Below are 13611 nucleotides of genomic sequence, written 5' to 3' on the forward strand. Positions count from 1 at the left end.
CGAGTGGTCCCGTCCTGACCACTCCGGGCCCCCGGGTGGCAGAGCCCGGGGTCCACGTCCGCACCGGGGGTCATGGTGTCACCACCGACGCCCCGGCGTCCGTCAGTCAGGAAACCTAGTGCGCAATGCTTTCAGATTTCTTCCGCTCCCGGAGGGGTCAGAGGAGTCGGCCCTCACGGGCGACGACCCGCCCCGCGCGGACGACCGCGTGGCGCGGGGGCAGGTCCACCACGACCTGCGGCAGGCACTCGCCGTCCACCAGCAGGAAGTCCGCGGGCGCACCCACCGCGAAGTCGGCGCGCGGCAGGTCCACCAGGGCCGCCCCGTCGTGCGCCGCCGTGAGGAAGGCGTCCGAGAGCTGCTCGTCGAGCCGTGCGCGCAGCGCCCTGGCCAGCAGGTGGGCGCGGTGCAGCATGTCGGCGTCACCGAACGGGCTCCAGGAGTCACGGACCCCGTCCGAGCCGACGCCGACCCGTACCCCGTGCTCGCGCAGCCGCGCCACCGGAAGCACGCGGGACGGGTCCGGGGCCACCGTGGTGAGCGCGACCCCCGCCTCTCCGAGACCGGCCGCCACGGCCTCGAAGTCGCCGGCCGCCGGGGTCACCCCGAAGGCGTGGCTGACCGTGACGTTGCCGCCCATGTCCAGGGCCCGGGTGCGTTCGATGATCGCCCAGATGGTGCGCGAGCCCACGGATCCGCTGTCGTGCAGATGGATGTCGACCCCCACCCGGTACCGGTCCGCGAGGCCGAACACGAGGTCGAGCTGGCCGTCCAGGTCGTCGTCGAAGCCCTCGGGGTCGATCCCGCCGACCAGGTCGGCGACGCCGGTACGCAGCGCCTCCTCCAGGAGGGCGTCGGTGCCGGGGGCGCGCCGGACCCCGTGCTGGGGGAACGCGACGACGCGCACGTCCAGCGCGTGCTCCAGTCGACGGGCGGCCTCCCGCACACCGTGGAGGCCGTCCAGCCCGTAGGCGGGGGCGATGTCGGCGTGCGCGCGCATCGCCCGGGTACCGCGCGTGACGGCGTGACCCATGAGGCGTTCGGCGCGGTCGGCCACGGGGCTGGAGCAGTTCCGGAAGAACGCGGCGTCCTGTTCACCCAGTTCCGCGATCCCCTTCGCGGGCCGGCGCGACTGCCAGGGCTCCCCCCAGGAGGTCTTGTCCGGGTGGATGTGCGCGTCGACCAGCGTGGGCAGGGCGATCCGCCCGCCGCAGTCGACCACCTCGGCCCCGCCCACGGGGGCGCTCTCGGCCACCACCCCGTCGACCACCACCAGGTCGACGGGGTCGCCGCCCATGGGACGTACGTCGCGGAAGATCGTGGGGGGATTCTGCTGGGTCATGACAGCCTTCCTGGTAGCGGTATACCAAAAATACCGAGGAAGCCGACCCAGGCAAGTGGCCCCTCGGTCGAGGGGCCACTCGGAGGTAGCGTGAACCACGCGTCGGGTCAGGGAGCGTCGTCGGGGCCCCGTGGCGGGAGCCCGTCCTCGTCCTCGAAGTCGATGCGCTCCTTGCGGAGTTCGCCCTCGATGTGCTCCTCACGGGTGACGTCCCGCTTGCGGACGTGGACCTCCTCGACGGGCACCTCCTCCTTCGAGACGACCGGACGCTCCTCGTACAGGGTGAAGGTGCGCTCGTCCTCCTCCATGTGCCCCGGGTCCAGGACCTGGGACGGGTCGGTGACGGGTCGCCGCTCGACCTCCAGTTCCTCGTGGTGCAGCGGGACGGTCTCCTCGAAGCGCTCGGTCTCGACGTGCCTGCGCATCCGCGCCTGCCCGCCCTCGCGGCGCTCGACCCCGATGTCCACCCGCTCCTCATGGCGCAGGACGGAGAGGTCGTCGGTGTCGCGGGACCCGCCGAGGCGCTCCTCGCCGTGGTACCGGTCCAACGGGTCACCGGCCTGCGGCTCGTCTCCCCGCCCTTCACGCGGGTCCGCGAAGTCACCGTGGCCGCCTGTCCCCGCGGGCACGCCCGCGGCCGTGGTCTGGTGGCCCGGGCCGGCCGCCCCGGCGTCCGGGTCCGCGGTCCTGGTGTCGCCCTCCCCCTGGGCCTGCCGGGGGAAGCCACCCTGTCGCGCGAAGTAGTCGCGGACGAGGGCCTCGTCCTCCGGGGTGATGTGCCGCTCGGCGTCGACCTGTGGAGCGTCCTTGACGACCCCCTTGTCGTAGGGGACCTGGATGTCCTCCTCCACGGGTCGCGCCCCCTGGAGCGGAACGAGGGTCTCCCGCATGCCGAACAGCCCGGTGTGGACCGACACCCAGCTCGGTTCCCCGGTGCTGTCGTCGAGGAACACCTGCTTGATCTTCCCCACGTTGGTGCCCTCGGCGTCGAGCACACGGTGGCCGACGAGGTTCTCTGGTACGAGTTCGCCTGTCACGGGGCCTCCCTCCCTGTTCACGGAACGGGACGTGTGCCCCGTACTCGCCGGGCCCGTACCCCCGGCACGGAGCCCGCAAAGGCCCCGCGGTCACTCCCTGAACAAGGAAGTGCCAGCCATAAGACCCCACTTGGCCGGGGCCGACTCTCGCGAACCCCACATGACGTCCCATGGCACGGCTCTTGACGTCGGCGCACCCCGAACACGAAGAAGCGCCCACCGCCCTCCAGCTGTCGCGCTTCGCGTTCGGGAGGCACGATGAGCCGCTGGTCCTCCGCCAGGACACGGTGGAGAGCCCCTGAGACGACGACGCGTGTGGTGTGCTGGAAAGCATGGATGAGGATCGGCGCGAAGCTGGCAACGAGGGCTCCGAGCGACACCGGACGTTGCCCGACACACTCGCCGCGGCCGACATCAAACGGTTGGTGCGCGCGTCGCGTGAGGGTGATGGGGACGAAGCGGAACGGATCCGTCGAAGGCACCTGAAAGTGTAGTCCGCTTACAGCCAGAAGCCTTAGCGGGCAGGGGTTCCCGTGTTAGTTTCAGGCTCCGCGGAACGTTCTCCCCAGGCCTGATCGGAGCACCATGGAGCTGGAACTGCTCGCGACCGACGACAAGTCCGGCGGCAAGGGCTGCCCCTCCGTCTACATCAGTGACACCGGCGAGTTCGTCGTCCAGGGGGCCGGGCTCGCTGACGCCGACTTCGCGAAGCTGGCCCATCCGCTGCCCGGTGAGACCGCCGTACGCATCTCGCCCGAGATCGTGCTCGCCGCCGTCGATCAGTACCGGCGGAGGGGTGTGTGACCCCTCCGAAAACCGGTTCCCGCCCACTGCGAGAAGGCGAGTTCGATCGCTTCTTCGAGGAGTGCCGCTACACCGCCTTCCGGTTGGAGACGCTCCAGGTCTACGACGTCGGCTATGAGGAGGAGGCCTTTCGCCGTTTTCTGGCCGACGGGGAGAGGATCTCCACCGCGTCCCACCGGGAGTGGACCCGCATCGTCGGGAGCGGACGACGCTTCCGCCGTGTCCACGTGGTCACCGAACCCCTCACCGACTACCTGCGGTTCGAGAGTGTGTGCGCCTACCGCGCCAGTGTCGAAGCGGGCGAGGACGTCAACATCCTGCCCGTCGACGAGGGATCCTGGCCGAAGGACATCCCTCGATTCGACTACTGGCTGTTCGACTCGGAGCGTCTGGTGCGCATGAACTACACCACGGACGGAACCATGCTCACCCCTGAACTGGTGACCGCCCCGGAGGAGGTCGTGCGGGCCAACGCCGTACGCGACCGGGCGCTGCACGTGGCCACACCCTTCCCTGAGTACGAGAAGCGTTTCGACGCGGATATGCGGCCTCTGTGACGGACACCGAGAACCGTGCGACCACCAACACCGCGCACGGCTCCCCGGAGGCCCTGTTGCAGACGGGAGCCGTGCACGGGGATGTCCACATCACCTCGAAACCCGCCCGTGCCGTCGCCGCTCCACGTCAACTTCCGCACCTCAGCAGGGTGTTCGTGGATCGCGAGCATCACCTGCGGCGATTGGACGCACTGACGGCCCAGGCGTCAGGGCGGAGTGTCCCGGTCGCGATCCTGGCCGGGCCACCAGGCGTCGGCAAGACCGCCTTGGCCGTGCACTGGGCGCATCGGTCACGTGTCCGGTTTCCGGACGGGGATCTCTACGTCAGCATGCACGGCCACGCCCCCGGACCGCGTGGGCAAGCCGCCCAGGCGCTCGACTCGATCCTGAGAGCCCTCGGGGTGCGTGCCGACCGCATACCCCTGGACATGGACGGTCGCTCGGCGCTGTACCGATCCGAGGTGCACGGCCAGCGCCTTCTGGTGGTCATCGACGACGTACTCGATCCGGCACAGGTGCGGCCTCTGCTGCCCGCCTCGACCGGAAGCATGGTGGTGGTGACCAGCCGAAGCACGCTACCCGGACTGGTCGCTCGCGAAGGAGCGGAGCGCCTGCTCCTGGGGGCACTCCCGCTCGTCGAATCCGTGGACCTGCTTCGAGGAGCGGTGGGAGCCCGGGTGGACTCCGAACCGGAGGCCGCGCGCAGCCTGGTCGAGCACTGCGCCCGCCTGCCGCTGGCCCTCAGAGTGGCGGCGGAACGGCTCGTCGACCGGCCGGACACAGCGCTGATCGAGCTGGTCAACGAGCTGGCGGCCGAGGAATCCCGTCTGGACACTCTCGCGGAGGAGGACGAGTTGAGTGACCTGCGTTCCGTGATGAGCGCCTCCTACCAGGGCCTGGACGCCGGCACCGCACGATTCTTCCGCTCCCTGGGACTGCATCCGGGGCCGGAGTTCTCCGTCGCGGCAGCTGCCGCGCTCACCGGTGTCCCGGGTGCCGAGGCCCGCAGGCTGCTGGATCGACTGAGACGAGCCAACCTCGTGGAACGCCCGCACGTCGACCGCTATCGCCTCCACGACCTGGTGCGTCTGTTCGTCGTGGAACGGGTGCGTGCCGAGGACGGACTCCCAGCGATTCCCGAGAGCATCGGGCGGCTGGCTCGGTGGTACGTCCATGCCGCCTCCCGGGCCCAGCTGGCCGAGCACCCGCACTTTCCCGTCGTACCCGGTGGTGAGGCTCCTCAGGAGCTACCCGACTTCACCTCTCCCGAAGAGGCCCTGTCGTGGTTCGAGGCAGAGCGCACGAACCTGATCGCCGTGACAACGGCCGCCTTCGACCACGGTCAGTACGGTGTCACCTGGCGCCTGCCCGCCAGTGTCTACCCTCTGTTCGAAGTCCACCGGCACTGGCACGCGTGGGTGGACCTGCACAGGGTCGGTCTGAGAGCGGCGGAGAAAGCCGGGAGTCCCTTCGGGTTGGCCCGCAACCATCTGGGGATGGGCGACGCCCTGTGGCTCTTGGAGGACCTCGACGAAGCCGAACACCACTACCGGACGGCCCTGGCGAGCGGTGACTCCTGGGTGCGGGGGTTCGCGCTCCGGCAACTGGCTCTGGTGGCCTGGCAGAGCGGCGAACGGGGGCCCGGCACCGTGGAGAGGATGGAGCGCTCCCGTGCGATCTTCCGGGAGGCGGGAGAGCGGCGGGGCGAAGCCATGTCCCTGCTCGGTCTGGCGGATTTCCGCGCCGATCTGGGCAGCTGGGAGGAGGCTCTCAGCCTCTGCCGAGCGGCGGTCGACGCCTTCGAGGAGATCGACGCCGAATGGAGCGAGGCCTGGGCCCGCTGTTCCCTGGGACGGATCCTCACCGGCACGGGCAGGGCCGCGGAAGCCACCCTTGAGTACCGATCGGCCATCGCCGCATTCGACAGGTACGAGGACTCCGACAGCCGAGCCGTGGCACTGCGCGGCCTGGGCAGGTCCCACGTCGAGCTGGGCGAACCGGAGCGGGCGCGTGAGGTCTGGACAGCCGCCCTGGACTATCTCAGGGACCACGACGATCCGCGTACCCCTGAGGTGGAGGAACAGCTGAGAGCCCTGGACACCTGAGAGACGACGCGGCGCCCGCACCTGGTTCGGGTGCGGGCGCTCGGGACGGTCAGACCTTGCGGTGCTGGGGCACCCACACGCCGTCCTCGACGGTGTAGTCACCGAAGAGCGCGGGGGCCTCCTCCTTCAGGGTCTCGCCGATGAGGTTGAACAGGAGGCGGATCTCCTCCTCCGCTCCGGGAGCCGTGCGGGCCTCCAGGGTGTGCCGCAGCGTGCGCACGTTGGCGGTCCACACCAGGCCGGTCGCCACGCCCTCGGGGGCGAAGCGGCGCATGAAGGAGGTCTTGTGCTTCTTCTCCGCGAACTTCACGCCCTCGTCGTCCAGGCCGAAGTGCTCCGCCATCCAGAACTGGAACTCCTCCATCTGCTGGAGCATCGCCGTGGCGCGCTCCATCAGCTCGGGGTCCTCCTCGGCCCACTCCGGGAACCAGAACGGCAGGTCGGTCAGGCGCACGAACCGCAGGGACTCCTGCGAGACGGCCACACCGGGGCGGTGTCGGATGAGCTCGTGGGTGAGCACCCGCGAGACGTTGTGCAGCACGAAGCTGAAGCTGACGTGCTCCAGCACCGAACCGTGCAGGCTCGCCAGGATGTTGCCCAGGTAGGCGTCCTGGTCCTTGCGCACCCGGGTGACGTTCGGGTTCAGGCCCGGCTCCCACGAGCGGTAGCACAGGCGCCCAGCGAACTCCGCGAGGTTCTGGGGGTCGTTGAGGTGGGCGTCCAGCTCACCCCGGTCGAACCGCTCCAACCACGCCTCGCCGCCGACCTCCTTGAGGTAGTCGGTGATCGCGTCGTAGTCCACCTGCGGACGTGCAACCAGGCGGACCTGGGGCTCGACCTTCTTCACGGCACCCTCTCCTAGCAACTCCCCCGCCCAGGGCACGCGTCATGGCCGCGACCAGGGTTTCCGGAGCACGGGAGCGTGTGTGGGGCGGGGCCGATTGACCTCTCCCGAGGGTACACGTCCCGTTGCTTCGCCGTGGTCGGTCCGGAGCCGGGCCGACGAGCCGAGGGGCCGGGTGGCCGACACGCGCTCGGGCGTGGTCGGCCACCCGGCCCCTCGCAGGTCGGACGGAGGTCCGTCAGATCCCGTAGAAGTAGCCCGGGGCCACGAAGAGTCCGACGACGATGGCGATGATGCCCCAGAGGAGCTGCCCGCGCAGCACACCGAGGACACCGGAGACGATGAGGACGATTCCGAGGACAGTCAGCAAAATACCCATAGGCACCACCTGTCCGGTCACGAGCGAATCAAACAGTATCCCTGAAGCAATTATTGTCGTGCGACATCATTCCAGGTGAGCGGCGGTCACTGTGACACAGGTCGTACCGCCGCCCACCACGTGTGTCACTCTCGGGCGAGCTCCAGGACGCGGGCGACGATGCCCTCACCGACGCCGGCGGTGAGGATCGACTCCGGGTGGAACTGCACCGCGTACCAGCGCGCCGCCGGGTCCTCGATCGCCATGACCACGGGCTCCTCGCCAGGATCGCCGTCCAGCACGGCGGTGACCTCGAAGTTCTTCACCAGGTCCGGGGTGCTGTACGTGGAGTGGTAGCGGGCGGCGGGGAAGGCGCCGTCCTCACCCAGGCCGGGCAGCAGCCGCCCCCCGGACACCCGGACGCGGCCGGGCTTTCCGTGCACCGGCGCGTCCAGGGTGCGCAGTTCTCCCCCGGCGTGCTCGACCATCCCCTGGAGCCCCAGGCACACCCCGAACACCGGCAGGCCGCGGGCGGCCAGGGCGTCCAGCAGGTCCGACATCGCGAAGTCGACCGGCAGGCCGGGGCCGGGCGAGAGCACCACCAGGTCCGGCGCGATCCGGTCCAGGAGCTCGGGTGCGAACCCGTAGCGGACCGTGGTGACCTCGGCACCGTGGCGGCGCACGTAGTCCGCGAGGGTGTTGACGAAGGAGTCCTCGTGGTCCACGAGCAGCACCCTCATACCCTCCCCGGGGCGCGGTGCGGGCGCGCTGACCGCGGGGACCGTCGCGTCGGCGGTCTCCTCGCCCAGGGCCAGCGTCTCCAGCAGCGCGCGGGCCTTGAGGAAGGTCTCCTTCTCCTCAGCCTCGGGGTCGGAGTCGTAGAGGAGGGTCGCACCCACCCGCACGGCCGCGACCCCGTCACGGATGTGTGCGGTGCGCAGGGTGAGGCCCGTGTTCATGGAGCCGTCGAAGTTGACCACCCCGACCGCGCCGCCGTACCAGCGGCGGGGGCTGGTCTCGTGCTGTTCGATGAACCGCATCGCCCAGGTCTTGGGCGCCCCGGTGACGGTGACCGCCCACATGTGGGTGAGGAAGGCGTCCAGGGCGTCGAAGTCGCGACGCAGGGTGCCCTCGATGTGGTCGACGGTGTGGATCAGCCGCGAGTACATCTCGATCTGGCGGCGGCCGATCACCTTGACGCTGCCCGGCTCGCACACGCGCGACTTGTCGTTGCGGTCCACGTCGGTGCACATGGTGAGCTCGGACTTCTCCTTGACCGAGGAGAGCAGCTCCTGGATGTTCTCGGCGTCGCCCAGCGCGTCCTCGCCCCGGCGGATCGTGCCGGAGATCGGGCAGGTCTCCACCCGCTGGCCGGTCCCGGGCTCCCCGCTGACCCGCACGAACATCTCCGGGGAGGCGCCGACCAGGTACTCCCCCTCGCCCAGGTTGAAGAAGAACTCGTAGGGCGCGGGGTTGCGCTCGCGCAGCAGTTCGTAGAAGCGGGCCGGGGACGTGCAGCGGGCGTAGGTGCGGTGGCCTGGGACCACCTCGAACAGGTCGCCCCGGCGGAACCGCTTCTTGGCCTCCGCGACCACCTCGGCGTAGGAGCCCGGCCGGGGGCCGGGCGGAACCTCGGCGGCGACCACCGGCGGGGTGGGTGCGGTCTCGCGGGGCAGTCCCTGGGTGGTGGCCTGGGGGCGCGCCTCCGTGGCGGGCACGGTGAACTCGTAGGTGTGGCGCACGCACGTCTCGCGCTTGCGGTCGCGGACCACGATCGCGTCGGGCAGGTGCAGGACCAGGTCGCGGTCGGTCGGGTCGCGGTCGATGTGGCGCTGGACCGGCTCGAACTGGAAGGCGAGGTCGTAGCCGAAGGCGCCGTACAGGCCCAGGTTGGAGTCCTCGGGGCTGCGCAGAGCGGCGACGACGGCGCGCAGGGCGGTGAACACGCTCGGGCGGCGGCTGCGCTCCTCCTCGGTGAAGAAGGCGTCCGGGTCGGGCTCGGGAACGGTGACGGCGACATGGTCCGGTCCCTGCGCGCGGTCGGCGGCCCCGGGCACGGTGTCGAGCGCGTCGGCCAGGACCGGGAGCAGGACCCGCCCCCGGTCGTTCAGGGCGGTGGCGGTGACTCGGCGCCCTCGGGTGCTGATCTCCAGGCAGGGGTCCACGTACCCCAGGTGCCAGCGGTCGTAGCGACCCGGATACTCCATCCCGGAGGAGAGGACCCCGCCCCGGCGGTGTTCCACGGAGGCGACGAGTTCGGTCAGGATCTCGGGGTCGCACGGGGTGGCGGTGCGGTGGACGGTCACGCCGCTCGGGGTGCGGTACGTGGTGGTCTGTGCGTCGCTGGGGTTCACGGCCGGTCCTTTGGCGCTCTGCGGTCGGTGGTCATCGCCGTCCGGGGCCGTCGGAAACGACAAACGACCGCCGGTGTGGGGCGGTCGCTGCGGTGTTCGTGGAACGCGAACTGTCGGTGCGCCGCCTAGGAGCGGCGCCACCACTGTCCCTGGTGGGTCGGACTGGTTCGCATGGGGCCGAGTGTAGCGGGTGCGGGACGGAGAGCGCGCCGGAAACCGAAAAACCCTCCGTCCGGTTCCGGGAGAGGGTTCGACGCGCTCGCCGAGCACGGGCCGACACACGCGTGCGGAAGCTCTGCTAAGCTACGGGATTCAAGCCCTTCTAAAGCCATCACAGAACTTCCTAATCGCAAGGATAGCCACCAGATGGACTCCTGTCAATCCGACCGTGCGACCCCCTCTCCCGAGGAGGCCGCGATCACGGTCGAGCAGGCCCGTGTCAGCGCCATGTACGAACGACTCGACGCCCTGCGCGCCCGGACCGGGCGGCGGCTGGCCGACGCCCACCTCCAGGAGCGCGCCGGGTACGCCGCCATCGTGGAGCGTGAGACCCGGTCCTACGAGCACGCCCGCCGCAGGGCCCAGCTCGGTTCGGTCGAGGAGGGGCTGTGCTTCGGTCGGATCGACGTCTCCCACGGCCCCGGGGACACCGAGGCGCGCTACGTGGGGCGGATCGGGCTGCGCGACGCCGAGTACGACACCATCCTCGTGGACTGGCGGGCCCCGGCCGCCCGTCCCTTCTACGCGGCCACGCCCAGCGCCCCGGAGGGGGTCACCCGGCGGCGCCACCTCAGGGTGCGCGGCAGGAGGGTCGTCGGGCTGGACGACGAGGTGTTCGACGTCGACGGCCTCACCGAGGGCGACCGCCGTCAGCTGGTCGGTGAGGCGGCCCTGCTCGCCTCCCTCCAGCGAGGACGCACCGGTCGCATGGCCGACATCGTCTCCACCATCCAGGCCGAACAGGACCGCGTCATCCGCGCCCGGCTGGCCGGGATCCTTGTCGTCCAGGGCGGTCCGGGCACCGGCAAGACCGTCGCGGCGCTCCACCGCGCCGCCTACCTCCTCTACACGCACCGGCGGGTCCTGGAGCGCCGGGGCGTCCTGGTGGTGGGACCCAACCCGGCCTTCCTGCGCTACGTCGGGAACGTCCTGCCCTCCCTCGGGGAGACCGACGTGGTGATGCGCACGGTCGGGGAGCTGTTCCCGGGGGTGGAGGCCGCCGCCCGCGACCCCCACGCCGTCGCGACGGCCAAGGGGTCGACGCGCATGGTCGACCTCGTGGGCGCCGCCGTCCGGGACCGGCAGCGTTCGCCCCTGCGCGCCTTCGGAGAGGCCGACCTGCGCGTGGAGACCGACGCGGGGACCCTCGTCGTCCCCGGAGACGTGTGCCGACACGTGCTGGAGACCACCCGGAACCTGCGGCTGCCGCACAACACCGCGCGCAAGTACCTGGTGAACACCCTGCTCAGCGAGCTCGCCCGGGACGAGTCCCGGCGGCTCGGGCGTCCGGTCGCGGATGAGGACCTCCCGCACGTGGGCGCGCGGCTCTGGCAGGAGGAACCCGTCCAGCACGCCCTGGACGCCCTGTGGCCCGACCTCACCCCGGAGCGGCTGCTCCGCGACCTGTACGCCGACGGCGAGGCCCTGAGGAGGGTGGGCGCGGAGGCCGGTGTCGCGAACGCCGAACGCCTGGCCCGCCCGGCGGGGGCTCCCTGGACCGTCGAGGACGTCCCGCTGCTCGACGAGGCGGCCGACCTCCTCGGCCGGGACAACAGCCACCTGCGGGCCCACCAGCGGCGCCGCGACGCCGAGCGGGAGGCGGAGGTCCGGTACGCGCAGGGGGTCCTGGACCTCACCGGACTGACCGAGGACCCGAGGGAGGGGCTGGACGCGCGCCTGCTCGCGGACCGCCACCGCGACACCGGCCCGGACCTGAGCACCGCGGACCGGGCCGGGACGGACCGGGAGTGGGCCTACGGGCACGTGATCGTGGACGAGGCCCAGGAACTGTCCCCGATGGCCTGGCGCACGGTGATGCGCCGGGTGCCGACCCGGTCCCTGACCGTGGTCGGGGACGTCGCCCAGACCGGCAGCGCGGCCGGAACCGGTTCCTGGGAGGCCGCCCTGGAACCGTACGCCCCGGACCGGCTGCACGTGGAGCACCTGAGGGTGAACTACCGGACCCCGGCACCGATCATGGCCGTCGCCGCCGACGTGCTGCGCGTGGCCGCCCCGGGCCAGGAGGTCCCCGAGTCGGTGCGCGCGGACGGCGACGCCCCCCGTGCGGTGCGGCTCACAGACCCCTCGGACCTGCCCGCGCTGGTCACCGAGGAGCGGGAGGCCGTCGGCGAGGGCCGCATCGCGGTCATCACCTCCGACGCCTCCCTGGCCGAGGTGGCGGGCGCGCTGCCCGGTGTGGAGACGGACGCGTCGCGCGACGCCCCCGGGGACGCCGTGGTGGTGCTGACCGCGACGGAGTCCAAGGGGTTGGAGTTCGACTCGGTGATCGTGGTGCGTCCCGAGGAACTGTTGGCCCAGCCGCGCGGCGCGAACGACCTGTACGTGGCGGTGACCCGCGCGACCAGGCGTCTCACCGTCGCGCACGAGGCCGAACTCCCGGACCTGCTCAAGCGCCTGGTGTGAGTCGCGCGCGCCCGCCGGGGGTCCCCGACCCGGGTCCTCCGGCGGGCGCCGGTCAGGTGTCCCGGACGGACCCGCAGCCCTCCAGCTCCCGGGAGGCGTCCAGGTCGTAGGCGTCCTCGACGGCGCCCCGGGGGCGTTCCCCCTCGGGGTACTCCTCCCCGTAGCTGGGGGTGAAGGTGAACTCCTCCACGCAGTGCACGGGTGCCACGGCGCGCGACCACATCGGCGCCGCCTCCAGTTCCTCCGCTCCCACGTCGTAGAAGCCGACCTCGCCGAGGTGCGAGGTGACCAGGCGGGTGGAGGCCGACCGACCGGGTTCGGCGATCGGGTGCACGATCGTGTACTCCGTGACCACCGAGAGGTAGTCCCAGCCCTGGTCGTCCCTTCCCTCCTCCGCGCGCATCACGCCGTCCACGCGCACCTCGTCACCGATCGGCTCGGCGGTACCGGGAGTGAGGTTGAAGGGCAGGTGGCGGCTGTTGAGCTCGTGGTCCCGGTTGCCGAGGTTGTCCAGGTACCACTCCAGGGTCTGTCCGGTGAGGAGCCCGGTGAGTTCGCTGTTGTCCTCACCGAACACCGCGTCCTCGTTGAGGTAGACGGCCTCCAACAGCTCCTGGGTGTGGGCGTAGGCGCGTTCGACCTGTTCCCGGGAGTAGGGGCCGACCGCCTCGGCCTCGGGCACGGGGAAACCCTCCCCGTAGTCCTCGGCCGCGCTGCCCGCGAAGGGGTCGTCCCGGTCCACTCGGTCGACGGGGTCCGACTGGGACCGGACGCCCGCTCCGGGCACGGCGCGGTCCAGGAGGTCCTGGGCCGGGGCGCAGGCGACGAGGGGGAGGGAGAGAAGGACCGCGGCCCAGGGGGCGGCGGCGATACGTGGGGGCATGACGCTGACTTTCGTTCTCTATGGGGCAAATGAGAACTTAGTCCGCTTTCTTCGCCAGCGACGGCTCAGGACACCACACTTGCGTCACGATCCACCGGATACCGGGGACTAGCGGGGACTAAAAAGTACACATGCCCTTCACCCCCGACTCCCCCGCCCCACGGCCCCTCCCTCGTCCGCCCCTCCCCCCACTGCCCCGGACGGTCAGGGGCGTGTTCGTCCGCAACGTCCTGCAGACCGCGTGCCCCGGATACTTCGCCCTGGTGTGGCTCGACGCCGGACCCGCGCTGAGCGGCGCGGACTTCGAGTTCGTCGACGACCTGCCCGCGACCTGCCCCCGCCCCGACGCGCCCCTCCCCGAGGCCTTCCGGAACGCCTTCGCGGAGGGGGTCCGCGTGGGCCTGGAAGCGCGCGGCAAGGGCAGGTCCGTCCACGCGACGCGGATCGTGCTCCGCGACGCCCTGTGGAGCGAGATCGACTCCAACCCCTGGAGCTTCGAGGTCGCCGGACGGTACGCGGCCACGGAGGTCCTGGCGTGTGTCCGGGAGGACCGCGCGCCCCGCCAGGCGGGCAGGAACGCGCGCACCGACCGGCCGATCCCACCCATGCCGAGCACCCGGACCCGTGGCTAGCGATGCCCCGACAGGGACCCCCAGGTCACCCGTGGTGTGAACTTCTGTGCCC

Annotated in this window: 12 protein-coding genes; 6 read left to right on the forward strand and 6 right to left on the reverse strand. The window is 71.2% G+C overall.

Features of this window, described 5'->3' with window-relative positions; translation table 11 throughout:
• Window positions 1-157 precede the first annotated feature (157 nt).
• Together ACRWK8_RS06185 and ACRWK8_RS06190 are read right to left on the reverse strand one after the other, a co-directional pair.
• Entirely contained in the window at window positions 158-1342 is a 1185-nt protein-coding gene (locus tag ACRWK8_RS06185) for an amidohydrolase (protein WP_431868851.1), read from the reverse strand.
• 107 nt (window positions 1343-1449) lie between these two features.
• Window positions 1450-2379, reverse strand: coding sequence for a PRC and DUF2382 domain-containing protein (locus ACRWK8_RS06190; RefSeq protein WP_431868853.1), 930 nt, complete (start codon window positions 2377-2379; stop codon window positions 1450-1452).
• 170 nt (window positions 2380-2549) lie between these two features.
• Between ACRWK8_RS06190 and ACRWK8_RS06195 the strand changes: the two genes are divergently transcribed.
• From ACRWK8_RS06195 to ACRWK8_RS06210, 4 genes are all read left to right on the forward strand, one after another.
• Window positions 2550-2681 carry a hypothetical protein gene (locus ACRWK8_RS06195; RefSeq protein WP_378743525.1) on the forward strand — a complete coding sequence of 44 codons (132 nt, stop codon included), beginning with the start codon at window positions 2550-2552 and terminating at the stop codon, window positions 2679-2681.
• Between the two features lie 283 nt (window positions 2682-2964).
• Window positions 2965-3183 carry a hypothetical protein gene (locus ACRWK8_RS06200; protein WP_378743524.1) on the forward strand — a complete coding sequence of 73 codons (219 nt, stop codon included), beginning with the start codon at window positions 2965-2967 and terminating at the stop codon, window positions 3181-3183.
• Entirely contained in the window at window positions 3180-3740 is a 561-nt protein-coding gene (locus ACRWK8_RS06205; RefSeq protein ID WP_431868856.1) for a DUF6879 family protein, read from the forward strand. Before ACRWK8_RS06200 ends, ACRWK8_RS06205 begins: the two co-directional genes overlap by 4 nt.
• 182 nt (window positions 3741-3922) lie before the next feature.
• The gene (locus ACRWK8_RS06210; RefSeq protein WP_431868858.1) at window positions 3923-5845 is read left to right on the forward strand and encodes a tetratricopeptide repeat protein; all 1923 of its coding nucleotides are present in this window, start codon (window positions 3923-3925) and stop codon (window positions 5843-5845) included.
• Window positions 5846-5894: 49 nt separating this feature from the next.
• Here ACRWK8_RS06210 and thyX read toward each other — a convergent pair whose 3' ends face one another.
• The 3 genes from thyX to ACRWK8_RS06225 all read right to left on the reverse strand — a co-directional run bounded on the left by thyX (window position 5895) and on the right by ACRWK8_RS06225 (window position 9401).
• Window positions 5895-6692, reverse strand: a complete 798-nt coding sequence (gene thyX / locus ACRWK8_RS06215; RefSeq protein WP_378743521.1) for an FAD-dependent thymidylate synthase — start codon at window positions 6690-6692, stop codon at window positions 5895-5897.
• A 235-nt stretch (window positions 6693-6927) separates the two neighbouring features.
• Entirely contained in the window at window positions 6928-7068 is a 141-nt protein-coding gene (locus ACRWK8_RS06220; protein WP_378741603.1) for a GPGG-motif small membrane protein, read from the reverse strand.
• A 125-nt stretch (window positions 7069-7193) separates the two neighbouring features.
• Complete coding sequence (locus tag ACRWK8_RS06225) at window positions 7194-9401, reverse strand: anthranilate synthase component I (RefSeq protein WP_431868860.1); 2208 nt, start codon at window positions 9399-9401, stop codon at window positions 7194-7196.
• Window positions 9402-9767: 366 nt separating this feature from the next.
• On the opposite strand from ACRWK8_RS06225, the gene ACRWK8_RS06230 reads away from it, so the two are divergent.
• On the forward strand, window positions 9768-12044 hold the full coding sequence (locus tag ACRWK8_RS06230; RefSeq protein ID WP_431868862.1) for a HelD family protein: 2277 nt from the start codon (window positions 9768-9770) through the stop codon (window positions 12042-12044).
• 52 nt (window positions 12045-12096) lie between these two features.
• On the opposite strand, the gene ACRWK8_RS06235 is transcribed toward ACRWK8_RS06230, so the two are convergent.
• Window positions 12097-12927, reverse strand: a complete 831-nt coding sequence (locus tag ACRWK8_RS06235) for a hypothetical protein (protein WP_378741608.1) — start codon at window positions 12925-12927, stop codon at window positions 12097-12099.
• Window positions 12928-13139: 212 nt separating this feature from the next.
• On the opposite strand from ACRWK8_RS06235, the gene ACRWK8_RS06240 reads away from it, so the two are divergent.
• Complete coding sequence (locus ACRWK8_RS06240; protein ID WP_431868864.1) at window positions 13140-13559, forward strand: hypothetical protein; 420 nt, start codon at window positions 13140-13142, stop codon at window positions 13557-13559.
• Window positions 13560-13611 lie beyond the last annotated feature (52 nt).

This window comes from Nocardiopsis eucommiae, from assembly GCF_965344335.1.
GTDB classification, from domain to species: Bacteria; Actinomycetota; Actinomycetes; order Streptosporangiales; family Streptosporangiaceae; genus Nocardiopsis; species Nocardiopsis eucommiae.

Coding starts and splice junctions, on each gene's coding strand:
- ACRWK8_RS06185 (WP_431868851.1), bottom strand. CDS start 1,342: ATGACCCAGCAGAATCCCCCCACGATCTTCCGCGACGTACGTCCCATG.
- ACRWK8_RS06230 (WP_431868862.1), top strand. CDS start 9,768: ATGGACTCCTGTCAATCCGACCGTGCGACCCCCTCTCCCGAGGAGGCC.
- ACRWK8_RS06220 (WP_378741603.1), bottom strand. CDS start 7,068: ATGGGTATTTTGCTGACTGTCCTCGGAATCGTCCTCATCGTCTCCGGT.
- ACRWK8_RS06195 (WP_378743525.1), top strand. CDS start 2,550: ATGGCACGGCTCTTGACGTCGGCGCACCCCGAACACGAAGAAGCGCCC.
- ACRWK8_RS06200 (WP_378743524.1), top strand. CDS start 2,965: ATGGAGCTGGAACTGCTCGCGACCGACGACAAGTCCGGCGGCAAGGGC.
- ACRWK8_RS06235 (WP_378741608.1), bottom strand. CDS start 12,927: ATGCCCCCACGTATCGCCGCCGCCCCCTGGGCCGCGGTCCTTCTCTCC.